The following is a 24099-nucleotide window of genomic DNA, read 5'->3' on the forward strand; positions in this document are numbered from 1 at the left end:
TGCGCGCGCGACGCCGCGCCTGGCGTCCAACGCCTTGCAGCCCCGTGCTTTGCACCCTGATTTCGCAGTCCGATCATCCGTGGCGCACCGCGCCTCACACTAGCCATGAACGCTTCCACACCCACGACTCTCACGCTCGCCCGCCCTGACGACTGGCACCTGCACGTGCGCGACGGCGCGATGCTTGCAGCGGTGCTGCCGCATACGGCGCGCCAGTTCGGCCGCGCGATCATCATGCCGAACCTGAAGCCTCCGGTCACGACGACCGCGCAGGCCGCGGCCTACCGCGAGCGCATTCTCGCAGCGTTGCCCGCGGGCGCGAAGTTCGAGCCGCTAATGACGCTCTATCTCACCGACAACACGCCGCCCGAGGAAATCCGCCTCGCAAAGGCGAGCGGCTTCGTGCATGGCGTGAAGCTTTACCCGGCGGGCGCGACGACCAATTCGGACGCGGGCGTGACCGATATCCGCAAATGCGCACGGACCCTCGAGGCGATGCAGGAAGCAGGCATGCCGCTGCTGGTGCACGGCGAAGTGACGAGCGCCGACATCGACCTGTTCGACCGCGAGAAGATTTTCATCGACCGCGTGATGACGCCGCTGCGCCGCGATTTTCCGGCCCTGAAGGTGGTCTTCGAACACATCACGACCAAGGACGCCGTCGATTACATTCGCGCGGACCACGCGGCGCCCGGTCTGCTGGGCGCGACGATCACGGCGCACCACCTGCTGTACAACCGCAACGCGCTGTTCCAGGGCGGCATTCGTCCGCATTACTTCTGCCTGCCGGTGCTCAAGCGCGAGACGCATCGCGTGGCGCTCGTCGAGGCGGCTACCTCGGGCGACGCGCGCTTTTTCCTCGGCACCGATAGTGCGCCGCACCCGAAGGGCCTGAAGGAGCACGCATGCGGCTGCGCGGGCTGCTATACGGCGCTGCACGCGCTCGAACTCTATGCCGAGGCGTTCGACAACGCCGGCGCGCTCGACAAGCTCGAGGGCTTTGCGAGCTTTTTCGGCGCCGATTTTTACGGGCTGCCGCGCAGTGCGGAAACCGTCACGCTGCGCCGCGAGCCATGGACGCTGCCGGCGGAAATCAGCGTTGGCGACGCGCCCGTCGTGCCGCTGCGTGGCGGCGAGACGATCGGCTGGAAGCTGATTTGAACGTAGCGATGCCCGGCGCAGCGACGCCCGGAGCGCCAAAGTCCGGCGCGGCGCGCCGGACTTTGCCAGAAGGCAGTTTCGCCGACATCGACTGGGCGCGCCCCTGGTTCGCCCAGCACGAGGCGCGCGGCCGGCGCTGGCAGCAAGCCGCGCTGGCGGGCTATGCGCACTATCTCGACGAGCTGAACGCCGATGCGTGCGCCGCGCAACAGCTCACGGGCCGCGGCCAGCGGCTCGCATTCATCGCGCAGGACGATCTGCCCGAAGGCGCCGCCTACGAGGCCCACATTGCCGCGACGGGGTGCGTGCCCACGCGCCACAATCTCCACGACTTCTTTAACGCGCTGGCCTGGTTTGCGTTCCCGCGCATCAAGGCGGCGCTCAACGCGCGCCAGGCGGCGGCGATCGACGTGCTCGGCGTGGGGCCCACGCGCGGCGGCGTGCGCGACGCGCTGACGTTATTCGACGAGAACGCAGTGCTGTTCGCGAGCGCCGATCCTGCGCTCACACAGGCGTTGCGCGGCTTCGACTGGCGCGCGTTGTTCGTCGAGGGACTCTCTGCATGGGATACCGCGCCGATGACGACGGGGGCAACGGCCACCGTGGCACACCCGCTGGCGCGCTGCGAGGTCCACGTATTCGGCCATGCGTTGCTGGAGAAGCTGATCGTGCCCTATGCTGCGTGCACGGCGCACGCGTGGGTAATCGACGTTCCGCCGGCGTACTTTGCGTGGCCGCGCGCGCAGCGAAACACGTATCTGGACGAAACGGTGAGCGCGACGCTCGCCGCCGACGGGCATCTGAACGGGCGCAGCTTCTCGCCGCTGCCAGTGCTGGGCATTCCGGGCTGGTGGGCGCCGAACGAAGACCCGTCGTTCTACAACGACACCGCCGTATTTCGCCCGGGCCGGCGCGCACGCTAAGTGCGTCGCGTGAGGTGCCCGGCGCATTCGGCAGGCACTGCGCGCGACGGACTCACCCGTGCTAATATCGCGCCTCGCAAAGCAGGCCAGGCAGTCGCGGCCCCGAGGTTCACGCCGAGGGGGCGAGGAAAGTCCGGACTCCACAGGGCAGGGTGATGGCTAACGGCCATCCGTGGCGACACGCGGAACAGGGCAACAGAGAACAGACCGCCGATGGCCCGATTTCGGTCGGGATCAGGTAAGGGTGAAACGGTGCGGTAAGAGCGCACCGCGTCTGCGGCGACGTAGACGGCACGGTAACCTCCACCCGGAGCAATTCCAAGTAGGCAGGCGCGCATCTTCGAGATGCAGGACGGGGCCCCCGTCTCGTCTGCGGGTAGGAAGCTTGAGCGCGTCAGCAATGGCGCGCCTAGAGGAATGGCTGCCACGCGCGGCGTGCCTTCGGGCGCGGCGCGTGCACAGAATCCGGCTTATCGGCCTGCTTTGCCGCCTCATTCATGCAAAAAGCCGGCGCGGTTCATTGAAGAACCGCGCCGGCTTTTTCTTTTGCCGCCGATTTTCGCCGCAGATCCTAGACTGCGACGATCTCGAACGAGTGCGTGATGTCGGCCGTCTTGCCGATCATGATCGAGGCCGAGCAGTACTTGTCGTGCGAGAGATTGATCGCGCGCTCGACGGTGGCCGGGTTCAGATTCTTGCCGGTCACGGTGAAGTGGAAATGGATCTTCGTGAAGACCTTGGGATCTTCGCTCGCGCGTTCGGCCTTCAGCGTCACGTTGCAGCCGGTAACTTCCTGGCGGCTCTTCTTCAGAATCAGGACCACGTCGTAGGCCGTGCAGCCGCCCGTGCCGAGCAGCACCATTTCCATCGGGCGCGGCGCGAGATTGTGGCCGCCGCCTTCCGGCGCGCCGTCCATGTTGACGAGGTGGCCGCTACCCGTTTCGGCTGCGAACGCCATCCCATCCTGACCCATCCAGCTTACTTTGCATTCCATGCGTTTGCCCCTGCGCAATTTTCTCGATTCAGCCGGCATTGTAGCCCGGTCCTACTGGTATGTCCGGGGGGGGGGCACGTGACGCATGCGAGCCATTCACCTTGCTTGAATGTTGCGGCGCAAAATCTCAGGGGCAATCGGATTTCCCTCGTGCAATTAGGGGGTTTGCTCTAGCCGATGCATGCTGTTTAGCCTATGGATATTTGCAAGGCATTGATTTGTATGCAAAAAATATGGTTCTGTGCACCGCATTTGAATTTCATATTATGGGTTTTATTTTCACGATGCAAATTTCCTTGCGTCGCACAAGGTCGATCCGTATAATTCGTCTCATTGGTTGTCGTGTTTCACGACACCTCAGCATGTCTCCTCCACCCTCCTCCAAAAGGTGGATTAAGCCCAGGCAAACGCGCTTGGGCTTTTTTTCGTCCGCTGTTTTTGGCGCCGCCCCTGCGCCGGCGCGCGTAAACTTTGACGACGCGCCAATTTTCCCTTTATAATCGTAGGTTCTCCGCATCCATGTCCGAGCGGAGACGGGGAAACCCGAACCAGGGAGAGCCTGCGCCGACGTCAACGAGCGTCACCATACAAGCAGGACCAAAAAACAGGGCACAGCATATTTTTTGGATCGATCATGAAGACTTTTTCCGCCAAGGCACATGAAGTGCAGCGCGAATGGTACGTGATTGACGCGACGGATAAGGTTCTCGGCCGTGTCGCCAGCGAAGTGGCACGCCGTCTTCGCGGCAAGCACAAGCCTGAGTTCACCCCGCACGTCGACACGGGTGATTTCATCATCATCATCAACGCCGGCAAGCTGAAGGTCACGGGCAACAAGACCACCGACAAGAAGTACTACCGTCACTCGGGCTACCCGGGCGGTATCTACGAAACGACGTTCGGCAAAATGCAAGAGCGCTTCCCGGGCCGTGCGCTCGAGAAGGCCGTGAAGGGCATGCTGCCCAAGGGCCCGCTCGGCTACGCGATGATCAAGAAGCTGAAGGTCTACGCAGACGCAACGCACCCGCACTCGGCACAACAGCCGAAGGCGCTCGAGATCTAAGGGGAGCCCACATGATCGGTAACTGGAATTACGGTACGGGCCGCCGCAAGAGCGCCGTCGCTCGTGTCTTCATCAAGTCGGGCAAGGGCGACATCATCGTCAATGGCAAGCCCATCGCCGACTACTTCTCGCGCGAAACGTCGCTCATGATCGTGCGTCAGCCGCTGGAACTCACGAACCACGCCACGACGTTCGACATCAAGGTGAACGTGAACGGCGGCGGCGAAACCGGCCAGGCCGGCGCAGTTCGCCACGGCATCACGCGCGCGCTGATGGACTACGACGCAACGCTCAAGCCGGCACTGTCGCAAGCTGGCTTCGTGACCCGCGATGCACGTGAAGTGGAACGTAAGAAGGTCGGTTTCCACAAGGCACGTCGCCGCAAGCAGTTCTCGAAGCGTTAATTTGCGCTTCGGCGCGGCGCTCTTCACCGGGCGCAGCGCTGCTGCAAAAGCCGTCCGCGCTCATGCGCCGGACGGCTTTTTCGTTTGATGGGCATCCATTTATGCCCGGCCGCAAACAAGTGGCGAAAACCCCTTGATTTCGTGGGTTTCAGCACGAACTGCGGAAGAGCCCTACAATAGCGACTAGAAGCTTTTTTGGAGAGTTCGAATGAACGCTGTCACCGAGACCCCCGTGACTGAAATGCCCGGTCCCTTCGTCTTTACCGACGCAGCGGCTGACAAGGTCAAGCAACTGATCGACGAGGAAGGCAATCCGGAGCTGAAGCTGCGTGTGTTCGTGCAGGGCGGCGGCTGTTCGGGCTTCCAGTACGGATTCACGTTCGACGAGGCCGTCAACGAAGACGATACCGTGATGAACAAGAACGGCGTCCAGTTGCTGATCGATTCGATGAGCTATCAGTACCTCATCGGCGCCGAGATCGACTATAAGGACGATCTGAACGGCGCTCAGTTCGTCATCAAGAACCCGAACGCCACGACCACCTGCGGTTGCGGCTCGTCGTTCTCGGTTTGAGCGCACACGTCCGGCAGTAAAAAACGGGGCATCAAGCCCCGTTTTTCGTTTCTGCGCTCGCGAATTCATCGCGCGGGCTTTCTATTTCGGATAAATCGCACCCAGCACGCGTTCGCCCGCCGCGCCCGTCACGGCCGGCAGGTTGCCCGGCTCGCGTGCGACGCAGCGCATCGCGAGCCACGCAAAGGCGAGCGGCTCGACCTGCTGCGGCGGCACGCCTAGCGCCCCGGTTGTTGCGACCGGCACGCCGGCCACGCCGCTGGTTTCCAGCGCCTTTTGCAGTGCGCTCATCAACGCCTTGTTGCGCGCGCCGCCGCCGCACACGTAAACGGCCCGGCAATCCCCCGCATGACGCTCGATTTCGCGCGCGACGCTCACCGCCGTGAGCGCGACGAGGGAAGCCTGCACGTCGGCCGGCGCGAGCGATTCGAAGCCCTTCAGTTTTTGATCGAGCCATTGCGCGTTGAAAAGATCGCGCCCCGTGCTCTTGGGCGGTGGCTGCTCGAAGAACGGCTCGTCGAGCAGCACGTTCAGCAGCGGCTGATGCAGCGCGCCGCTCGCCGCGAACCGGCCGTTGTCGTCGTAGGGCTTGCCCAGATGCCGCTCGGCCCACAGGTCGAGCAGGGCGTTGGCCGGCCCGCAGTCAAAGCCGCGCACCGCGCCCGTCGACGAGAGCACCGTGATGTTGCTGATGCCGCCGAGATTGCAGACGACGCGCGTTTCGTCGAGCGAGCCGAACAGCGTCGCGTGAAACGCCGGCACGAGCGGCGCGCCCTGACCGCCCGAGGCGACGTCGCGGCTGCGGAAGTCGGCGATCACGTCGATGTGCGCGAGCTCCGCGAGCAGCGCGGGATTCTGGATCTGCACCGTAAAGCCCTTCTCGGGCCGATGGCGGACGGTCTGGCCGTGGGCGCCGATGGCGCGCACCTCGTCCGAGGAGAGATTGCCCGAGCGCAGCAGCTCGTGGCAGCAGACCGCATAGCGGGCCGCGAGCGCATTGCCCGCGAGCGAGGCACGCACGATCTCGTTCTCACCGGGCTGCTGCAGCGAAAAGAGCGCGTCGCGCAGGCCCTGCGCGAAGCCCACGAAGGCCTCCGCGAGCACCACGGGCCGCTTGCCGTGTTCGAATCGCACGGCGATGCCGTCCACGCCGTCCATGCTGGTACCGGACATCAGGCCGAAATACACGCCGTCGGCCGGGTATGCGCTGTCTTTGCGTGCGGGCGCCACGTTGATGCTCCTTTCGTGAGTGCGGGAAGGGATTCTGACGGTGATTATCGCGGCAATGGCTATTGAGCGTAAGTCGCCTTGTCGCGCGAATCACGTAAAATCCCGGTCTAAACCCAACGAAACGATCGAAGCATGAGCACCGAGTCCACTCCTAACAGCGGCGCCAAAGACGCCTTTCCGGTCACTGACGAAGTCCGTCACGCGCTCGCCGTCACCAAACGCGGCGTCGACGAACTGCTGATCGAAGAAGAATTCCAGCAGAAGCTCGCCCGCAGTGCCGCCACGGGCAAGCCGCTGCGCATCAAGCTCGGTCTCGATCCGACTGCGCCCGACATCCACATCGGTCACACGGTCGTGCTCAACAAGATGCGCCAGCTTCAGGATCTCGGCCACACCGTGATCTTCCTGATCGGCGACTTCACCTCGCTGATCGGCGACCCGTCGGGGCGCAACGCCACGCGTCCGCCGCTCACGCGCGAGCAGATCCAGTCGAACGCGAAAACGTACTTCGAGCAGGCCGCGCTCGTGCTCGACCGCGAAAAAACCGAGATCCGCTACAACAGCGAATGGTCGATGCCGCTCGGCGCCGACGGCATGATCAAGCTCGCGTCGCGCTACACGGTCGCACGCATTCTCGAGCGCGAGGACTTCACCAAGCGCTTCCAGAGCGGCGTGCCCATCTCGATCCACGAATTCCTCTATCCGCTGATGCAGGGCTACGACTCGGTCGCGCTCAATGCGGATCTGGAGCTCGGCGGCACGGACCAGAAGTTCAACCTGCTCGTCGGCCGCGAATTGCAGAAGCAGTACGGTCAGGAGCAGCAGTGCATCTTGACGATGCCGCTGCTCGAAGGCCTCGACGGCGTCGAGAAGATGTCGAAGTCGAAGAACAACTACGTCGGCATCAGCGAGAAGCCCAACGACATGTTCGGCAAGCTCATGAGCATCTCGGACACGCTGATGTGGCGTTACTTCACGCTGCTCTCGTTCCGTCCGATGGACGAAATCGAAGGCTTCAAGCGCGAGATCGAAGCGGGCCGCAACCCGCGCGACTTCAAGGTGCTGCTCGCGCAGGAAATCGTTGCGCGCTTTCACTCGCAGGCCGACGCTGAGCGCGCGCTCGAAGACTTCAACCACCGCGCGAAGGGCGGCGTTCCCGACGATATCCCGTCGGTCACGCTCGCGGGCGCGCCGCTCGCCATTGGCCAGCTGCTCAAGCAGGCGGGGCTCGCGCCGTCCACGAGCGAGGCGCTGCGCAACATCGAGCAGGGCGGCGTGAAGATCGATGGCGCCACCGTGTCCGACAAGGGCCTGAAGGTCGACGCGGGCGAGTTCGTCGTGCAGGTGGGCAAGCGCCGCTTCGCGCGCGTGACGCTGACCGCGTGATGACGATTCGCGTTCTGGACGTGGAGCGCACGCGATGATTGCGCTGATTCAACGCGTGCGCCGCGCCGAAGTCCGCGTCGCCGATGGCCCTGCGGAGCGCGTGACCGGCGCGATCGGCCAGGGCCTGCTCGCGCTGGTTTGCGCGGAGCGCGGCGACACTGAAGCAAACGCCGACAAGCTGCTCGCGAAACTGCTGGGCTACCGCGTGTTCAGCGACGCCGCGGGCAAGATGAATCTGCCGGTGCAGAACATCGACGGCAACGGTGCGGCGGGCGGCCTCCTGCTGGTCTCGCAGTTCACCCTTGCCGCCGATACCAACAGCGGCCTGCGCCCGAGCTTCACGCCCGCCGCGCCGCCCGACGAGGGGCGGCGTCTATTCGACTACTTCGTTGCCGCCGCGCGCACAAAGCACCCCACGGTCGAGACCGGCGAGTTCGGCGCCGACATGCAGGTTTCGCTCGTCAATGACGGGCCCGTTACGTTCTGGCTGCAAGTGCGCAATTAACGCGCGCAATTGAAAGTGCGCAATTCATCATGACCACGCAGATCCTCTTTATCCGCCACGGCGAAACGGCCTGGAACCGCATCAAGCGCATTCAGGGGCACATCGATATCCCGCTCGCCGAGAGCGGCATCGAGCAGGCCCAATTGCTCGCCGCGCGTTGTGCGAACGAGGCGCGCGCGGGCGTGCGCCTCGCCGCGATCTGGTCGAGCGACCTGATGCGCGCGCAACAAACGGCCCAGCCGGTCGCCGATGCGCTCGGACTGACGCTCCAGCTCACCGAAGGCCTGCGCGAGCGCAACTACGGCGCGTTCCAGGGCCACGACGGCGACCAGATCGCCGAGCGCTTTCCCGACGAATACGCACACTGGCAAACCCGCGACCCCGGTTTCTCGCCGCCCGAGGGCGAGTCGCAACGCGTGTTCTACCACCGCGTGCTGCACGCGCTCGAGCCGATCCTCGCGAAGCACCCCGGGGGGCGCATCGCCTGCGTCGCGCATGGCGGCGTGCTCGATTGCATCTATCGTTTCGCGAACGGTCTCGCGCTCGACGCGCCGCGCGCGTGGCCGCTCTTGAACACGAGCGTGAACGTCGTCGATTTCGAGCGCGACGGCGCGGCGACGCAAGCGCGCGTGCTCGCGTGGGGCGACGTCACGCATCTGCCGAGCCCAAGCGACGACGACAGCTTCAAGCGTTCCTCCTGAGCGAACCGCTGAGCCCCAAGAGGTTCGCCGCGCCGGTCGTCGCTCGACCGGCGCATTTCGCGCGTGCAGCGCCCGCTGCGGACGTCAAGTCTCTTACCTGTTGCTTTCAATTACTTTCCAAAGGCCAACCGCAAAGCGGGAGCGCCTGATACCATTTGCCAGACCATTGCGCTTTGCCGTGCGTTGAAGAGGGATGCGCGCACCCCGTGCATGCGGTGTTGGCAAGGCCAGGGTTGCAGACGAAAAAACGAAGCGCAGTTTCAAGAACAACCGCAGGAGATTCTTAATGACGTTCAAGCTTCACAAGCTGTTGCCGGTGAGCGCCGCTGTCGTGGCGTTCGCGGCGAGTTTGGCCACTGCGTCGGCCAACGCTTCCGCTGACCAGGTCGTCAAGATCGGTCATGTCGGCCCACTCACGGGCGGCTCGGCGCACCTCGGCAAGGACAACGAAAACGGCGCGCGTCTCGCCATCGAAGAGATCAACGCCAAGGGCCTCACGATCGGCGGCCAGAAGGTCACGCTCGCGCTCGACGGCCAGGACGACGGCGCCGACCCGCGCCAGGCGACCCAGGTCGCGCAGAAGCTCGTCGACGACAAGGTCGTGGCTGTGATCGGCCACCTGAATTCGGGCGCGTCGATTCCCGCCGCGAAGATCTATAGCGACGCGGGCATCGTGCAGATCTCGCCCTCGTCGACGAACCCGACCTACACGCAGCAGGGCTTCAAGACCACCTATCGCGTGGTTGCGACCGACGCGCAGCAAGGTCCCGCGCTGGCCAACTACGCCGCGAAAAGCCTGAACGTGAAGACGGTGGCCGTGGTCGACGATTCGACCGCCTACGGCCAGGGCCTCGCGAACGAGTTCGAGAAGACCGCGAAGTCGCTCGGCATGAAGGTCGTCTCGCACGATGCGACCAACGACAAGGCCGTCGATTTCCGCGCGATTCTCACCAAGATCAAGGGTGAGAATCCCGACGCGATCATGTACGGCGGCATGGACGCCACCGGCGGCCCGTTCGCCAAGCAGGCGCGCCAGCTTGGCCTGCGCGCGAAGGTGCTGGCCGGCGACGGCGTGTGCACGGAAAGCCTCGCGCAACTCGCGGGCTCGGCTTCCGACAACATCGTCTGTTCGCAAGCGGGCATGGCGCTCGAGCGCATGGAAGGCGGCGCGGCGTTCTCGGCGAAATACCAGAAGCGCTTTGGCCACGCGGTCGAATACGATGCGCCGTTCACCTACGACGCGGTGTACATCGTCGTCGACGCAATGAAGCGCGCGAACTCGACCGATCCGGCGAAGGTCCTCGCGCAGATCCCGGGCACCGACTACAAGGGTGTGATCGGCGAGACAGTGTTCGATTCGAAGGGCGACCTCAAGCACGGCGTGATTTCGCTCTACAACTACAAGGCGGGCAAGAAGTCGCTGCTCGACGTGGTGAAGATGTAAGCAACGTCCGGTCCTCGACCGGATGAGGTTTCCGATGAAGCGGCCAGCCTGCGCAAGCAGCCTGGCCGTTTTTTCATGGCGAGCAGAACGAGGAGGGATTCAGGGCGCTGGTGGCGCGGCTGCGCGCCGGCGCGCGCGTTTCGAGACGCCATTGACGAGCGCCCAGCGCAGCACGGGCGCGACCGCGCGCATGCGCGGCTGCACCATCGCGCGGCGGGCGAGCGCGAAGCGGTCGAAGCCGAGCATCTGCTGGGCGAACGGCGGCAGGAGGTCGATGCCCGCATTACGTAGCAACGCGCCTGCGGGGCGCATCGCCGGGCGCGGCACCGGCACTTCCATCAGCACGCGCACGACTTCGCGCGTGCGCTCGCTGGCGACGAGCTCGGGCTGCATCGCTTGCAGATAGGCCGCGACTTCGGCGCGCGAGCGCGGCACTTCGGTTGCGCCCAGCAACTGTGCGATGAGCGCGACTTCCGAGTAGTACTGATCCTGCGCCTCGCCAGGCAGCGCGGGATTCACGTAGCGCAAATAGGCGGCCAGAAAGCTCGATACCTCGGCCACATGCACCCACGTGAGCAGCGCGGGGTCGCTTGCGCGATACGCGCGGCCATCGGGTGCGGTGCCCGTCACCGCGAGGTGAATGGTCTTCACGCGCTCGATGAGCGCGAGCGCATCGGCGCGGCTGCCGTAGGTGGTGCCGGCGATAAAGGTCGCGGTGCGGCGCAGCCGGCCGAGAATGTCGCTGCGAAACGTCGAGTGGTCCCACACGCCCGCGAGAGCGAGCGGGTGCAGCGCTTGCAGCAGCAGGGCGCTGATGCCGCCCGCCATCATCGCGGCGAAGTCGGCATGCACTTTCCAGCAGATGGCGTTCGGGCCGAACAGACCCGGGTCGCCGGGCGGCGACGAGTAGTCGAGCTTCGGGCCGCTGCCCGTGGTGAGATGCGTGACGTTTTCGGCGAGCGTCATGCGCAGGCGCCGCGCGATCTGGCCGACGAGGCCAGTCGGTTCGGGAGCGTTGGGGGGACGGCCGGCGTGATCGGACATCGTGCTCTCGTTCGCGCTGTGCGCCTTGCCGCGCCTTACGACGCGTCCGGGCTCCAGTCGCCGCCCGTCGATGCGTCGTCGGGCACGACGAGGCCGAAGTGCCGGTAGGTGAGCTGGGTGGCCACACGTCCGCGCGGCGTGCGCTGCAGGAAGCCTTGCTGGATCAGGTACGGTTCCAGCACGTCCTCGATCGTGTCGCGCTCTTCGCCAATGGCGGCCGCCAGATTGTCCACGCCCACCGGGCCGCCGTCGAACTTGTGCAGGATCGCTTCGAGCAGCTTGCGGTCCATCAGGTCGAAGCCCACGGGATCGACGTCGAGCATCTTGAGCGCGGCGTCGGCCACCTGCGCGGTGATCGTGCCGTCGGCCTTCACTTCGGCGTAATCGCGCACGCGGCGCAGCAGGCGGTTGGCGATACGCGGCGTGCCGCGCGAGCGGCGCGCGATTTCAAGCGCGCCGTCAGGATGAATATGCGCGCCGAGCAGCGCCGACGAGCGCTGCACGATGCGCGAAAGCTCGCTTGCGTTGTAGAACTCGAGTCGCGAGACGATGCCGAAGCGGTCGCGCAGCGGGTTCGTGAGCATGCCCGCGCGCGTGGTTGCGCCCACCAGCGTGAAGGGCTGAAGGTCGAGCTTCACGCTGCGCGCGGCCGGCCCTTCGCCGATCATGATGTCGATCTGATAGTCCTCGAGCGCCGGATACAGAATTTCCTCGACGACCGGCGAGAGCCGGTGGATTTCGTCGATGAACAGCACGTCGTGGGCTTCGAGGTTGGTGAGCAGCGCCGCGAGGTCGCCCGCGCGTTCGAGCACGGGGCCCGAGGTCTGCCGCAGATTGACACCCATTTCGCGCGCGATGATGTGCGCGAGCGTGGTCTTGCCGAGGCCCGGCGGCCCGAACAGCAGCACGTGGTCGAGCGGTTCCGAGCGGCGTTTGGCGGCCTCGATGAAGATTTCGAGCTGGCCGCGCACCTTTTCCTGGCCAACGTATTCGTCGAGCTGGCGCGGGCGCAGCGCGCGCTCGAACGCCTCCTCGTTGGACGAGGCCGGCGTGGCGGCGATCACGCGGCTGGGGCTGGCGCCACCGCTAGCGGCGAGTTTGTCGGTTTCGATCATGCAGCGATTGTACCGCGCTGTACCACGCGTATCGCACGCACCGCGCGCCGCCACAAGGCAGCATCATCACGCAGCCATCACGCGGCATCACGCGGCATCACGCGGCATCACGCGGCATCACGCGGCATCACGCGGCCCTCACGCCTTCGAGAGCACCTTCAGCGCGAGCTTGATGCCTTCGGAGACGCCCGTGCCGGCCGGCACGCTCTTGATGGCGGCGAGCGCTTCTTTCTCCGAATAGCCGAGCGCGAGCAGCGCGTTGAGGATGTCGTTCGCGTGGTCCGAGGGCGACGCCGCCGCGGCCATCGCGCCCAGATCCGCGCCGAGCTTGCCCTTGAGTTCGAGCAGCAGGCGCTCGGCGGTTTTCTTGCCGATGCCGGGCACGCGCGTGAGGCGCGCCGAGTCCTGCAGCGTCACGGCCTGCGAGAGATCGTGCACGCTCATGCCCGAGAGTACGGCCAGCGCCATGCGCGCGCCGATGCCGGTGATCTTGAGCAGTTCGCGAAACGTCGCGCGCTCCTGCGCGGTGCCGAAGCCGTAAAGCAGGTGCGCGTCCTCGCGCACGATCATCTGCGTGAGCAGTACGACTTTTTCGCCGGTGCCGGGCAGGTTGTAGAACGTGCTCATCGGCACGTCGACTTCGTAGCCGATGCCGTTGCAGTCGATGAGCAGGTGCGGCGGGTTCTTTTCCAGCAATACGCCGGCAATGCGACCGATCATGGCAAGTTCAGTGATGTGGGAAAGGGCAGAGTGTAGCGGAGCGCGCTGCTGCGCGGCGCGCTTCCTCTGAACGTTGGCCTGATGGCCAGGGGCGTTGTTTAGCCGATCAACCGTCCGCGCCGCACGCGCACGCCCTTCTTCGCGAGCGTGGGCGCGATGCCGCCGAGCGCCGCGAGCGTGTCGCCGCTATGTGCGTGGCAGATCGCCATACCGAGCGCGTCGGCGGCATCGGTGCCGGGCGTGCCCGTGAGCGCGAGCAGGCGCACGACCATCTGCTGCATCTGCTCCTTGGTCGCACGGCCATAGCCCACGACGGCCTGCTTCAGTTGCAGCGCGGTGTATTCGGCCACCGGCACGCCACCCGAGACGAGCCCGCAGATGGCCGCGCCGCGCGCTTGGCCGAGCAGCAGCGTCGACTGCGGATTGACGTTGACGAAGACCTTTTCGATGGCGGCCTGGTCGGGCGCGTGCTGGCGGATCAGCGTGCAGACGCCTTCGAAGATGGTGCCGAGGCGCGTGGGCAGATCGGCATCGGCGGTGCGGATGACGCCGCTTGCGACATACGTGAGCTGGTGACCGTGACGCTCGATCACGCCGAAGCCGGTCACGCGCAAGCCGGGGTCGATGCCGAGAATTCTCATGAAATGCGGGGGAAAGCGCTGTGTGTCGAGGATGTGCCTGCGATGGTACAACGAACGGCACAGCGGCCGCGAGCCTTGGCGGCACGCGGGAACGCCGGGCGCGGCGTAAAGAAAAACCCGCGGGACGCGAGGTCCGGCGGGCTTCTCGCAGTATCGGCGCGTCTCGCGCGCCGGGGCGATTAGTGACGGAAGTGGCGGATGCCCGTCATCACCATGGCGATGTTGTGCTCGTCGGCGGCGGCGATCACCTCGTCGTCGCGCATCGAGCCGCCCGGCTGGATCACGCAGGTCGCGCCCGCGTTGACCACCACGTCGAGGCCGTCACGAAACGGGAAGAACGCATCCGACGCCACGGCCGTGCCCGCGAGCTTCAGACCCGCGTTCTCGGCCTTGATGCTGGCGATGCGCGCCGAGTCCACGCGGCTCATCTGGCCCGCGCCCACGCCCATCGTCATGCCGTTGGCGCAGAACACGATGGCGTTGGACTTCACGAACTTCGCGACGCGCCACGCGAACATCAGATCGTCCATTTCCTTCGGCGTCGGGTGGCGCTTGGTCACCACGCGCAGCTCGTGCGGCTGCACGTTCTTCGCGTCGAGCGATTGCACCAGCAGGCCGCCGCCCACGCGCTTGAAGTCGAATGCGTTATGGCCTTCGCCCAAAGCGATCTCGAGCAGACGCACGTTCTGCTTCGCGGCGAACACGGCCTTGGCGGCTGCCGAGAACGACGGCGCGATCAGCACTTCGACGAACTGCTTCGAGACTGCCTGCGCCGCAGCTTCGTCCACTTCGCGGTTGAACGCGATGATGCCGCCGAACGCCGAGGTCGGGTCGGTCTGGAACGCCTTCGAATACGCTTCGAGCGTGTCAGCACCGACGGCCACGCCGCACGGATTCGCGTGCTTGATGATCACGCAGGCGGGGGCGTCGAAAGTCTTCACGCACTCCCACGCGGCGTCCGAGTCGGCGATGTTGTTGTACGAGAGTTCCTTGCCCTGGATCTGCGTGTAGTTCGCGAGCGCGCCAGCCGGCGTCGCAAGATCGCGATAGAACGCGGCGCTCTGGTGCGGGTTTTCGCCGTAACGCAGGTCCTGGACCTTGTCGAACGCGAGGTTCAGCACGGCCGGGTAGGTGTTGCGCGATTTGTGCTCGAGCGCTTCGGTGAGGCTCGTGAGGTAGTTCGTGATCGCGCCGTCATACTGCGCCGTGTGCGAGAACACCTTGGTCGCGAGGCGGAAGTTGGTCGCGTAGCTCACGGCGTTGCCGTTCGCGCGCATTTCTTCCAGTACCTTCGCGTAGTCGGCGGGATCCACCACGACGGTCACGTCGCGGTGGTTCTTCGCCGCCGAGCGCAGCATGGTCGGGCCGCCGATGTCGATGTTCTCGATCGCGTCTTCGAGCGAGCACTCTTCTTTCGAGATCGTCTGGACGAACGGGTAGAGGTTCACCACCAGCAGGTCGATCGTCGGGATGTCGTGCTTTTCGAGCGCGGCCATGTGCTCGGGCAGGTCGCGGCGCGCGAGGATGCCGCCGTGGACCTTCGGGTGCAGCGTTTTCACGCGCCCATCGAGCATTTCCGGGAAGCCGGTGTAATCGGCCACTTCGGTGACGGAGAGACCCGCGTCCGCGAGCAGTTTCGCGGTGCCGCCGGTCGACAGGATCTTGACGCCGAGGTCCGACAGCGATTTCGCGAAATCGACGATACCGGCCTTGTCGGAAACGGAGATGAGCGCTTGCTTGATCATGATGGGGGAGAAGTTGCCGAGGGATCGAGGAGTCCGCGCCGGAAGTCCAGTACCGCCCTGATGAGCGGCGACGGCCGTTACAGCAGGCCGTGCTGCTGAAGCTTCTTGCGCAGCGTGTTGCGGTTGATGCCGAGATACTCGGCGGCCAGCGACTGATTGCCGCCTGCCTGCTCGAGCACCACCTCGAGCATCGGTTTTTCGACGCACGCCATCACCATTTCGTAGACGTCGTGCGGGTTGCTGCCGTCGAGATCCTGAAAGTACATGCCCAGGCTCTCGCGGACGGATTGTTCGATATTGTGCTTGCTCATGCTGCCAGTCGATCGGTGGGTTCGCGCTCGCCGCTTGCGCCATCGGCGCCGGTTTCGTCGTCGACGTAGACGAGGCGCTCGGAAACGGCCTTTTGCTCGTCGAAGAACTGGTTGACGGCGGCGAGTTGGTCGCGCGTGGTGTCCAGCGTGTTCATGCGATGCCGGAAGGTATTGGCGCCGCAAAGGCCGCGAGTGTACCAGCCGATATGCTTGCGCGCAGTACGCACACCCGTAAATTCGCCATAAAACGCGTAGTGGTCTTCGAGGTGCTCGTTCATGATCGCCTGGATCTCGTTCACGCGCGGGGGCGGCAGCAGCTCGCCGGTCGACAGAAAGTGCTCGATCTCGCGAAAGAGCCACGGGCGGCCCTGCGCCGCGCGGCCGATCATGATGGCGTCGGCGCCCGTGAAGGCGAGCACGTCACGCGCCTTCTGCGGCTTCGTGATGTCGCCGTTGGCGACCACCGGAATGCGCGCGGCGGCCTTCACCGCCGCAATCGTTTCGTACTCCGCTTCGCCGTGATAGAGGTCGGCGCGCGTGCGCCCGTGCATGGTGAGCATGGAGATGCCGCTGTCTTCCGCAATGCGCGCGATGGTGAGCGCATTGCGGTGCTCGCGGTCCCAGCCCGTGCGGATCTTGAGCGTGACGGGCACGGCGTCGGGGCCGACGCCCACGGCGTCCACCACGGCCTTAACGATGCGCGCGACGAGCGGCTCGTTTTGCAGCAGCGCGGAGCCGGCCGCCACGTTGCAGACCTTCTTGGCCGGACAGCCCATGTTGATGTCGATGATCTGCGCGCCGTTTGCGACGTTATAGCGCGCCGCTTCGGCCATCATCTCCGGGTCCGCGCCGGCGATCTGCACGGCGATGGGCTCGACCTCGCCCGCGTGATTGGCGCGGCGCATGGTCTTCTCGCTCTTCCAGAGCTGCGCGTTGGACGCGACCATCTCCGAGACCGCATAGCCCGCGCCCAGCCGCTTGCACAGCTGACGGAACGGCCGGTCCGTCACGCCCGCCATGGGGGCGACGAACAGGTTGTTGCGCAGGGTGTGTCGGCCAATTGTGAACATGATGCACGGACGAAAGCGGCAGCGCGCCCGGCTGGCTTCGATGGACGTCGAAGGCATCGGCGCGGCGGCGGCTCGAAAAGGGGAAACGCATATTTTAGCGTTAACGAGATGGGCGGTCTCGGCTTGTGGACCCTGGTGTTGTTCTGGCAGACGGGCCAAGGCTCGGGCGCAACGCCTTGATATGAAACGCGATTCGACCCTTTCAGAGTGAGCGCCGATTCGTCCTGTTAATTCCGCTGCCCGAACATCATCTGCCGCGCGAGCGCCGTCTTCATCGGCGGCGCGAGCTCGAGCGCCGTGAGCGCGAGGCCGCGCAGCGCCGCGAGCGGCGCGAAGTCGATGGTGAACAGGCGCGCGAGCATGTCCGTCGCGCCGATCGTCATGCGGCGGTCGAACGCGCGGCGGCCCGCGAAGTCGGCGAGCGCATGCGGGGTCGCGCCGTGTTGCGCAAGGGCGTCGGCGAGCGCGTGGGCATCGCGCAGGCCGAGATTCAGGCCCTGGCCGGCCACCGGATGCAGCGTTTGCGCCGCGTTGCCCACGGCCGCGATGCGGTTGTTGCCGCTCACCAGCGTGTCGAGCGCGTTCAGGCCGAGTGGGAACGCCGCGCGGCCATGGATCTGCGTGAAGCGCCCCAGCCGCGTGCCGAAGGCGGCGCCGAGCGCGGCGAGGAAATCGGCGTCGGAAAGCTGGGCACGGCGCTCGGCCTCGACCGGCGACGAGCACCACACGAGCGCGTAGTCCGCGCCGCGCACGCCGCCGATCGGCAATAGCGCGATCGGGCCTTCGTTCGTGAAGCGCTCCCAAGCCACATGCGGCTGCGGCGAAGAAACCGTCACCACGCCGACCAGCGCGGTCTGGCCGTAGTCGCGGGTGCGCTTGCGCGTGTCCGTGTCCGTGGCGGTGGCGGAGCCGGCCTCGCCCGAAGCATCGGCGGTTTCGCCTTGTTCGTCGTTACGGTCCGTGCCGGTGCGCGGCGGCTGGTGCGCGGTTTGCGCCCGATAGAGCCCGCCTTCCGCGTTCACGAGAATGCGCGCGCGCAGCGTGCGCATGACGCCCGCGCTTTGCACGGGCAGCGTCACGCCGTCGTGTTCGACGACCGGTTCGTGCGCGTGCGTGTGGTGCAGCCAGTGCACGCGCGTGCCGCGCACCGCCTGCGCGAGCGACTGCACGATCGCGCCGTAGCGCGCGACATAGCCAAGCGCGGGCAGGTCGTAGTCGTGCCGGTCGATCAGCGTGCGGCCGAAGTGGCCGCGCTGCGAGACGTGGATGCGCTCGATCGGCGTTGCGTCCTGCGGCCACGCGAGCGCCTGCAGCAGCGTGCGGCTGCCCTGCGAGACCGCGATGGCGCGCGGGTCGCCGGCGCTGTCGTCGGGTTCGCGCGCGTCGATCAACGCGACCGAGAGGGCCGCCGTCGCGCTGCGCCGCGCGAGCCAGCCGGCGAGCGCGAGCCCGACCGGACCCGCGCCGACGATGATCACGTCATATTCGTTGGGCGCGTGCGTGGCTGCGCTTGCGGTCCCGCTCATCATCCCGCTCGTGGCCCCGCCTGCCGGGGTGTTCGCTGCATTCATGTCGCTGCGTTCGCTTCAGATCGTTGGCTTTTTAAGTGCGCTCACGCGCCGCGTCGCGCGTCCTGCATCAGCGCCTCGATTTCGTCGGCGGCCACGGGCACGTCGCGCGTGATCAGCTCGCAGCCGGCGGCGGTCACGATGGCGTCGTCCTCGATGCGGATGCCGATGTCCCAGTAGCGCTCGGGCACGTCTTCGGCGGCGCGCACGTAGAGGCCGGGCTCGATCGTGAGCGTCATGCCGGGCCGCAGCGTGCGCCAGGGCGGCGCGGCGGCGGCAGGGGCATTGGCATTGGTATTGGCAGAGGCGGCATTTGCGTCGCGTTCGCCGCGCTCACGATAGTCGCCCGCGTCGTGCACATCCATGCCGAGCCAGTGCCCGGTGCGATGCATATAGAAGCGCGCGTAGGCGCGCGCGGCGATCACGTCGTCGACGCTGGCACAGCGCTGCTTGTCCACGATGCCCGTGTCGAGCAGCCCTTGCGCGAGCACGCGCACGGCGGCCTCGTGCGGCGCCTCGAAGTTCACGCCCGCGCGCGTGGCGTCGATGGCGGCCTGCTGAGCCGCGAGCACGATCTCGTAGAGCTCGCGCTGGGCGCTCGTGTAGCGCCCGCTCGCGGGAAAGGTGCGCGTGATGTCCGAGGCGTAGCCGTTCAGCTCGCAGGCGGCGTCGATCAGGATCAGGTCCCCTTCGCGCACCACCGCGTTGCCGGCCGGGTAGTGGAGCACGCAGGCGTTCGCGCCCGTCGCGACGATCGAGCCGTAGGCGGGCGCCTGCGCGCCGTGCTTGCGGAACGTGTAGAGCAGCTCGGCTTCGAGCTCGTATTCGCGCATGCCGGCGCGGCACGCCTGCATGGCGCGCACGTGCGCGAGCGCCGAAATTTTCGCGGCGCGGCGCATGGTGTCGAGCTCGTGTGCGTCCTTGACGATGCGCATGTCGTCGAGCAGCGGCACGAGGTCGTACGCGGCAGCCGGCGCGGCAACGCCGCTGCGCGACTGCGCGCGCACGGCGTCGATCCAGCGCTTGACCTGCGCGTCGAAGCGCTCCGAGGCCGCCAGCGCGTAATGGAGCGCCGGGCGATCGGCGATCAGGCGCGGCACCTGGGTGTCGATATCGTCGACGGCAAACGCGGCGTCGAAGCCGAATGCCTCGCGCGCGCCGTCGGGCCCGAAGCGAAAGCCTTCCCACGTCTCGCGCTCGACGTTCTTCGCGCGGCAGAACAGGATCGTGGCGGGCTGGTTCTCGCCCGCGCTCGCGTCGAGCACGAGCAGCGCCTCGGGCTCGGTGAAGCCGGTGAGGTAATAGAAGTAGCTGTCGTGCCGATACGGATATTCGGTGTCGCGGTTGCGCAGCGCCTCGGGCGCGGTGGGCACCAGCGCCACGCCGCCGCCTTTGGCGCGCAGCGCGGCGAGCACGCGTTCGCGGCGCGCGCGGTACAGCGCGGCGCCGCCATCGGGGCCGCGCGGCGCATCGGCTGCGGCGCGCGAGGCGGCCGAGGCGCTTTCCGTGAGGGTCGTGTCCATCTTGCGATTGTAGCGCCTGCGTAGTTGCGCCTGCGCAGTGGCTTCTGTGCAGCACGCGCGTCGCCGGGGACCGCTCGCGTGCGTTGTTGCATCGAGCCGACAACGCTGATCGGAGAAATCTGCTGCTAGCGAAGGCGACCCGTCAGAATCAGGGCATTCCAACGTATACTTTCGCCGGATTCCAGAAAAGGCAGGTGTGATGAAACTTATCGGTTCGCTCGGCAGCCCGTACGTCCGCAAGGCGCGGATCATGCTCGCCGAAAAGAAAATCGACTACAAGCTGGTGCTTGAAAACGTGTGGGGCGCCGACACGGCAATTCACGATTTCAACCCGCTCGGCAAGGTGCCGTGTCTCGTGATGGAGGACGGCGAAGCCGTGTTCGATTCGCGCGTGATCTGCGAGTACGTCGACATGCTCTCGCCGGTCGGCAAGCTGATTCCGCAGGGCGGGCGCGAGCGCGTGGAGGTGCGGTGCTGGGAGGCGCTCGCCGACGGCATGCTCGACGCCGCCGTGCTGATCCGCCTGGAAGGCACGCAGCGCGAGCCCGAGCAGCGCAGCGAGGCATGGGTCGCGCGCCAGCAGCGCAAGATTCGCGAGGGCTTGAACGCGATGGCCAAGGGTCTTGCGGGCAATGCGTGGTGCGCGGGCAACCGCTACACGCTCGCCGACATCGCGGTGGGCTGCGCGCTCGGCTATCTCGACTTCCGCATGCCGGAGCTCGACTGGCGCGAGCCGCATCCGAATCTCGCCCGGCATTTCGACAAGCTCATGCAGCGGCCGTCGTTCGCCGATACCGTGCCGCAGGCGTAAAACACGTCAAACACCTCGTTACGCAGGACGCGCGCACGCCGCCATGACGTTGCGCGCGCAACCATCTGGGCGTCAGCCCATCTTGTCGATATCCGGCACGAACGAATCGCTGCGCGCGACCGGCCACCACTTCTCGTACAGCTGATAGCGGTAACGCCCTTCGATGAGGTCGCCAGGCTTCAGGTACTTGAGCAGTTCCGACATCAGCTTGACTTCATACGACGAAACACGGCGCACGATGTGATGCGCGCGCAGATCGGCGGGGCTCTCGAGTCCCGCGGCCTGGAGGATTTCCTGCAGCGCGTGCAGCGTGTTGCGATGGAAATAGTAGACGCGCTCGCCCTTGTCCGGCACGTTCAGTGCGCGCTGGCGCGCCGGGTCCTGGGTCGCGACGCCGGTGGGGCAGCGGTCCGAATGGCACTTCTGCGCCTGGATGCAGCCCACCGCGAACATGAAGCCGCGCGCCGAGTTGACCCAGTCCGCGCCGATCGCGAGCGTCTTGGCGATATCGAATGCGGTGATGATCTTGCCGCTTGCACCAATCTTGATTTTGTCGCGCAGGCCGATGCCCACGAGCGTGTTGTGCACGAGCAGCAGGCCCTCCTGCAGCGGCGTGCCGATGTGATCGGTGAACTCGATGGGCGCGGCGCCCGTGCCGCCTTCGGCGCCGTCCACGACGATGAAGTCGGGCAAGATGCCGGTTTCGAGCATGGCCTTGGCGATGCCGAAGAACTCCCACGGGTGGCCGATGCACAGCTTGAAGCCGGTGGGCTTGCCGCCCGAGAGCTTGCGCAGGCGCTCGACGAATTCGAGCAGGCCGCGCGGCGTGGAGAACTCCGAATGGCGCGCGGGCGAGACGCAATCCTGGCCGATCGGAATGCCGCGCGTCTCGGCAATCTCGGGCGTGACCTTGGCGGCCAGCAGCATGCCGCCGTGGCCCGGCTTCGCGCCCTGCGAGAGCTTCACCTCGATCATCTTCACCTGCGGCTCCTGGGCGAGGCGCTGGAATTTTTCGGCGCTGAAGGTGCCGTCGTCGTTGCGGCAGCCGAAGTAGCCCGAGGCGACTTCCCAGATGATGTCGCCGCCGTTCTCGCGGTGGTATTTCGACATCGAGCCTTCGCCGGTGTCGTGCGCGAAGCCGCCTTTCTTCGCGCCCAGGTTGAGCGCGCGGATGGCGTTGGCGGATAGCGCGCCGAAGCTCATCGCCGAGATGTTGAAAATCGACATCGAATACGGCTGCGCGCGCTGCGCGCCCACCAGCACGCGGAAGTCGCTGCCCGCGAGTTTGGTCGGCGCGAGCGAATGGCTGATCCACTCGTGGCCTACGGCCTTCACGTCGAGCTCGGTGCCGTACGGGCGGCTGTCGACGACGTTCTTCGAGCGCTGGTAGACCACGCTGCGCTGCACGAGCGAGAAGGGTTTTTCGTCGGTGTCGTCTTCGACGAAGTACTGGCGGATTTCGGGACGCACGAACTCGAACAGAAAGCGCAGATGACCCCAGAGCGGATAGTTGCGCAGGATGGCGTGGCGCTGCTGGGTCATGTCCCAGATGCCGAGCGCGACGATGAGCGCCGGCACGACGGCGCACAGCCACGACAGATGATGGAGCGCCGCTGCAAGCACGCAGGCTGCCAGCAGCAGCACCGCGCACCACATGGCAAGGTAACGTCGGGAAAACATGGGTGGGGACTCCTCGATCTTTTGATTCGCTGCGCGAGGCGGGTTGCGGCCGCGCGCGCCGGCCGCGCCCGGGTGAGGCGCGACGGTGCCCGAATGATGCCGCAAGTTGGTGAATCTGGCCGGCAGGAAGACAAAAAGCCGGCGTGAAACCGAAGGGGCCGATCGTACGATCGTAAGGAGGGAAAAACGCGCGGCGCCGGGTGCGCCGCGCGAGTGCGCTCGTGTCAGGCCTTAAGCCAGAAATTAAGCCAAATCTCGCGCGGCCGAGGCAGCGAACTGTGCCGATTTCTTGCGCGGCGTGCGCTTTTTCTTCGGCGCGACGGGGGGCGGCATGGCGGGCACATGGGGCTCCAGCGTCGTCACGGCTTCGATGATGCCGCCGCCGAGGCACACGTCGCCGTCGTAGAGCACCGCCGACTGGCCCGGTGTCACGGCCCATTGCGCGCTTGGGAAGTGCAGCGCGAACTGGCCTTCGCCGCTTTCCCCATCTACGCACGCGGCCTTGAACGTGCAGGGCGCGTCGGCCTGGCGGTAACGCGTTTTCGCGCCGCATGCATGGCCGTCGGCGGGCGGCTCGCCCGCGACCCAGCTCACATTGCCCGCGCGCAGCTCGTGCGCGAGCAGCCACGGATGATCGTGGCCCTGCACGACGTAGAGCGTATTGGCGGCCATGTCCTTGCCCGCCACGAACCACGGGTCGCCGCTGCCGTCCTTGCTGCCGCCCAGGCCAATGCCCTTGCGCTGCCCGAACGTATAGAACGCGAGGCCGATATGCTCGCCCACGACCTTGCCTTCGGGCGTCATCATCGGGCCGGGCTTCGTGGGCAGATAGCGGTTCAGGAAATCGCGGAACGGCCGCTCGCCAATGAAGCAGATGCCAGTCGAATCCTTTTTCTTCGCGTTCGGCAAGCCGATCTGTTCGGCGATCTCGCGCACCTTCGTCTTGGGAATTTCGCCCAGAGGGAACATCGTCTTCGAAAGCTGCGCCTGGTTCAGGCGATGCAGGAAGTACGACTGATCTTTCGTGTGATCGAGCGCCTTCAGCAGTTCGAAGCGTCCGTTGCGTTCGTTCTGACGCACGCGCGCGTAATGGCCCGTGGCGATGGTTTGCGCGCCCAGTGACATCGCGTGATCGAGGAAGGCCTTGAACTTGATCTCGGCGTTGCAGAGCACGTCGGGGTTCGGCGTGCGGCCCGCCGAGTATTCGCGCAGGAACTCCGCAAACACGCGGTCCTTGTACTCGGCGGCGAAGTTGACCGCCTCGACGTCGATGCCGATCAGGTCCGCGACCGACACCACGTCGATCCAGTCCTGGCGCGTCGAGCAGTACTCGCCGTCGTCGTCGTCTTCCCAGTTCTTCATGAAGAGACCGACGACGTCGAACCCCTGCTCCTTGAGCAGCCATGCGGTAACCGACGAATCGACGCCGCCCGACATGCCTACCACGACCTTACGTTTGCTCATTTGTCTGCTGCCTTGTTGCTGC

23 protein-coding genes and 1 other RNA gene are annotated in these 24099 nt (G+C 65.9%); 11 read left to right on the forward strand and 13 right to left on the reverse strand.

Features of this window, described 5'->3' with window-relative positions:
- The first annotated feature begins 105 nt into the window (after positions 1-105).
- The 3 genes from pyrC (at position 106) to rnpB (ending at position 2573) form a co-directional block, all read left to right on the forward strand.
- Positions 106-1161 carry a dihydroorotase gene (gene pyrC / locus P5W99_RS02265; RefSeq protein ID WP_421042549.1) on the forward strand — a complete coding sequence of 352 codons (1056 nt, stop codon included), beginning with the start codon at positions 106-108 and terminating at the stop codon, positions 1159-1161.
- 8 nt (positions 1162-1169) lie between these two features.
- The gene (locus P5W99_RS02270; protein ID WP_421042674.1) at positions 1170-2084 is read left to right on the forward strand and encodes a DUF3025 domain-containing protein; all 915 of its coding nucleotides are present in this window, start codon (positions 1170-1172) and stop codon (positions 2082-2084) included.
- Positions 2085-2162: 78 nt separating this feature from the next.
- An RNA gene (gene rnpB / locus P5W99_RS02275) (RNase P RNA component class A) lies at positions 2163-2573 on the forward strand.
- A gap of 82 nt (positions 2574-2655) precedes the next feature.
- Here the strand turns inward: rnpB and P5W99_RS02280 are convergent.
- Positions 2656-3078, reverse strand: coding sequence for an OsmC family protein (locus P5W99_RS02280; RefSeq protein WP_421023026.1), 423 nt, complete (start codon positions 3076-3078; stop codon positions 2656-2658).
- Positions 3079-3712: 634 nt separating this feature from the next.
- Here P5W99_RS02280 and rplM point away from each other — a divergent pair.
- The 3 genes from rplM (at position 3713) to erpA (ending at position 5119) form a co-directional block, all read left to right on the forward strand.
- The gene (gene rplM / locus P5W99_RS02285; RefSeq protein WP_027795838.1) at positions 3713-4141 is read left to right on the forward strand and encodes a 50S ribosomal protein L13; all 429 of its coding nucleotides are present in this window, start codon (positions 3713-3715) and stop codon (positions 4139-4141) included.
- Positions 4142-4152: 11 nt separating this feature from the next.
- The gene (gene rpsI / locus P5W99_RS02290; protein WP_028216172.1) at positions 4153-4545 is read left to right on the forward strand and encodes a 30S ribosomal protein S9; all 393 of its coding nucleotides are present in this window, start codon (positions 4153-4155) and stop codon (positions 4543-4545) included.
- A gap of 208 nt (positions 4546-4753) precedes the next feature.
- Positions 4754-5119, forward strand: coding sequence for an iron-sulfur cluster insertion protein ErpA (erpA, locus tag P5W99_RS02295; protein WP_421023027.1), 366 nt, complete (start codon positions 4754-4756; stop codon positions 5117-5119).
- An 81-nt stretch (positions 5120-5200) separates the two neighbouring features.
- Here erpA and P5W99_RS02300 read toward each other — a convergent pair whose 3' ends face one another.
- Complete coding sequence (locus tag P5W99_RS02300) at positions 5201-6292, reverse strand: anhydro-N-acetylmuramic acid kinase (RefSeq protein WP_434662393.1); 1092 nt, start codon at positions 6290-6292, stop codon at positions 5201-5203.
- A 189-nt stretch (positions 6293-6481) separates the two neighbouring features.
- On the opposite strand from P5W99_RS02300, the gene tyrS reads away from it, so the two are divergent.
- From tyrS to P5W99_RS02320, 4 genes are all read left to right on the forward strand, one after another.
- Positions 6482-7735 (forward strand): tyrosine--tRNA ligase, encoded by a 1254-nt coding sequence (gene tyrS, locus P5W99_RS02305; protein ID WP_421042547.1) that lies wholly within the window; start codon positions 6482-6484, stop codon positions 7733-7735.
- Positions 7736-7769: 34 nt separating this feature from the next.
- Positions 7770-8240 carry a D-aminoacyl-tRNA deacylase gene (gene dtd / locus P5W99_RS02310; RefSeq protein WP_421023030.1) on the forward strand — a complete coding sequence of 157 codons (471 nt, stop codon included), beginning with the start codon at positions 7770-7772 and terminating at the stop codon, positions 8238-8240.
- 29 nt (positions 8241-8269) lie between these two features.
- Positions 8270-8941 carry a histidine phosphatase family protein gene (locus tag P5W99_RS02315; protein WP_421042546.1) on the forward strand — a complete coding sequence of 224 codons (672 nt, stop codon included), beginning with the start codon at positions 8270-8272 and terminating at the stop codon, positions 8939-8941.
- Between the two features lie 286 nt (positions 8942-9227).
- On the forward strand, positions 9228-10385 hold the full coding sequence (locus P5W99_RS02320) for a branched-chain amino acid ABC transporter substrate-binding protein (RefSeq protein WP_421042545.1): 1158 nt from the start codon (positions 9228-9230) through the stop codon (positions 10383-10385).
- 99 nt (positions 10386-10484) lie between these two features.
- Here P5W99_RS02320 and P5W99_RS02325 read toward each other — a convergent pair whose 3' ends face one another.
- The 9 genes from P5W99_RS02325 to P5W99_RS02365 all read right to left on the reverse strand — a co-directional run bounded on the left by P5W99_RS02325 (position 10485) and on the right by P5W99_RS02365 (position 20122).
- Positions 10485-11429, reverse strand: coding sequence for an oxygenase MpaB family protein (locus P5W99_RS02325; protein ID WP_434661638.1), 945 nt, complete (start codon positions 11427-11429; stop codon positions 10485-10487).
- A 35-nt stretch (positions 11430-11464) separates the two neighbouring features.
- Positions 11465-12544 carry a Holliday junction branch migration DNA helicase RuvB gene (gene ruvB, locus P5W99_RS02330; protein ID WP_421023034.1) on the reverse strand — a complete coding sequence of 360 codons (1080 nt, stop codon included), beginning with the start codon at positions 12542-12544 and terminating at the stop codon, positions 11465-11467.
- Between the two features lie 138 nt (positions 12545-12682).
- A complete protein-coding gene (ruvA, locus tag P5W99_RS02335; protein ID WP_421042543.1) occupies positions 12683-13264 on the reverse strand; it encodes a Holliday junction branch migration protein RuvA in 582 nt (193 codons plus the stop codon).
- A gap of 98 nt (positions 13265-13362) precedes the next feature.
- Positions 13363-13905, reverse strand: a complete 543-nt coding sequence (gene ruvC / locus P5W99_RS02340) for a crossover junction endodeoxyribonuclease RuvC (protein WP_421042542.1) — start codon at positions 13903-13905, stop codon at positions 13363-13365.
- Between the two features lie 179 nt (positions 13906-14084).
- Positions 14085-15650 carry a bifunctional phosphoribosylaminoimidazolecarboxamide formyltransferase/IMP cyclohydrolase gene (purH, locus tag P5W99_RS02345; protein ID WP_421023037.1) on the reverse strand — a complete coding sequence of 522 codons (1566 nt, stop codon included), beginning with the start codon at positions 15648-15650 and terminating at the stop codon, positions 14085-14087.
- Between the two features lie 77 nt (positions 15651-15727).
- The gene (locus tag P5W99_RS02350) at positions 15728-15961 is read right to left on the reverse strand and encodes a Fis family transcriptional regulator (RefSeq protein ID WP_065065118.1); all 234 of its coding nucleotides are present in this window, start codon (positions 15959-15961) and stop codon (positions 15728-15730) included.
- Positions 15958-17031: a tRNA dihydrouridine synthase DusB gene (dusB, locus tag P5W99_RS02355; protein WP_434661640.1), complete on the reverse strand. Its 1074-nt coding sequence runs from the start codon at positions 17029-17031 to the stop codon at positions 15958-15960. The genes P5W99_RS02350 and dusB overlap by 4 nt, the downstream gene beginning before the upstream one ends.
- Positions 17032-17258: 227 nt before the next feature.
- Positions 17259-18557, reverse strand: coding sequence for a UbiH/UbiF/VisC/COQ6 family ubiquinone biosynthesis hydroxylase (locus tag P5W99_RS02360; RefSeq protein WP_421073885.1), 1299 nt, complete (start codon positions 18555-18557; stop codon positions 17259-17261).
- A gap of 86 nt (positions 18558-18643) precedes the next feature.
- Positions 18644-20122, reverse strand: coding sequence for an aminopeptidase P N-terminal domain-containing protein (locus tag P5W99_RS02365; protein WP_421073487.1), 1479 nt, complete (start codon positions 20120-20122; stop codon positions 18644-18646).
- Between the two features lie 199 nt (positions 20123-20321).
- Here P5W99_RS02365 and P5W99_RS02370 point away from each other — a divergent pair, with 199 nt between their 5' ends.
- On the forward strand, positions 20322-20933 hold the full coding sequence (locus P5W99_RS02370) for a glutathione S-transferase (protein ID WP_421023040.1): 612 nt from the start codon (positions 20322-20324) through the stop codon (positions 20931-20933).
- Between the two features lie 72 nt (positions 20934-21005).
- On the opposite strand, the gene P5W99_RS02375 is transcribed toward P5W99_RS02370, so the two are convergent.
- Entirely contained in the window at positions 21006-22613 is a 1608-nt protein-coding gene (locus P5W99_RS02375; protein ID WP_421023041.1) for an FMN-binding glutamate synthase family protein, read from the reverse strand.
- A 243-nt stretch (positions 22614-22856) separates the two neighbouring features.
- Complete coding sequence (mnmA, locus tag P5W99_RS02380; RefSeq protein ID WP_421042540.1) at positions 22857-24077, reverse strand: tRNA 2-thiouridine(34) synthase MnmA; 1221 nt, start codon at positions 24075-24077, stop codon at positions 22857-22859.
- Positions 24078-24099: the final 22 nt, after the last annotated feature.

Source organism: Paraburkholderia sp. A3BS-1L (assembly GCF_051125215.1).
Lineage (GTDB): Bacteria > Pseudomonadota > Gammaproteobacteria > Burkholderiales > Burkholderiaceae > Paraburkholderia.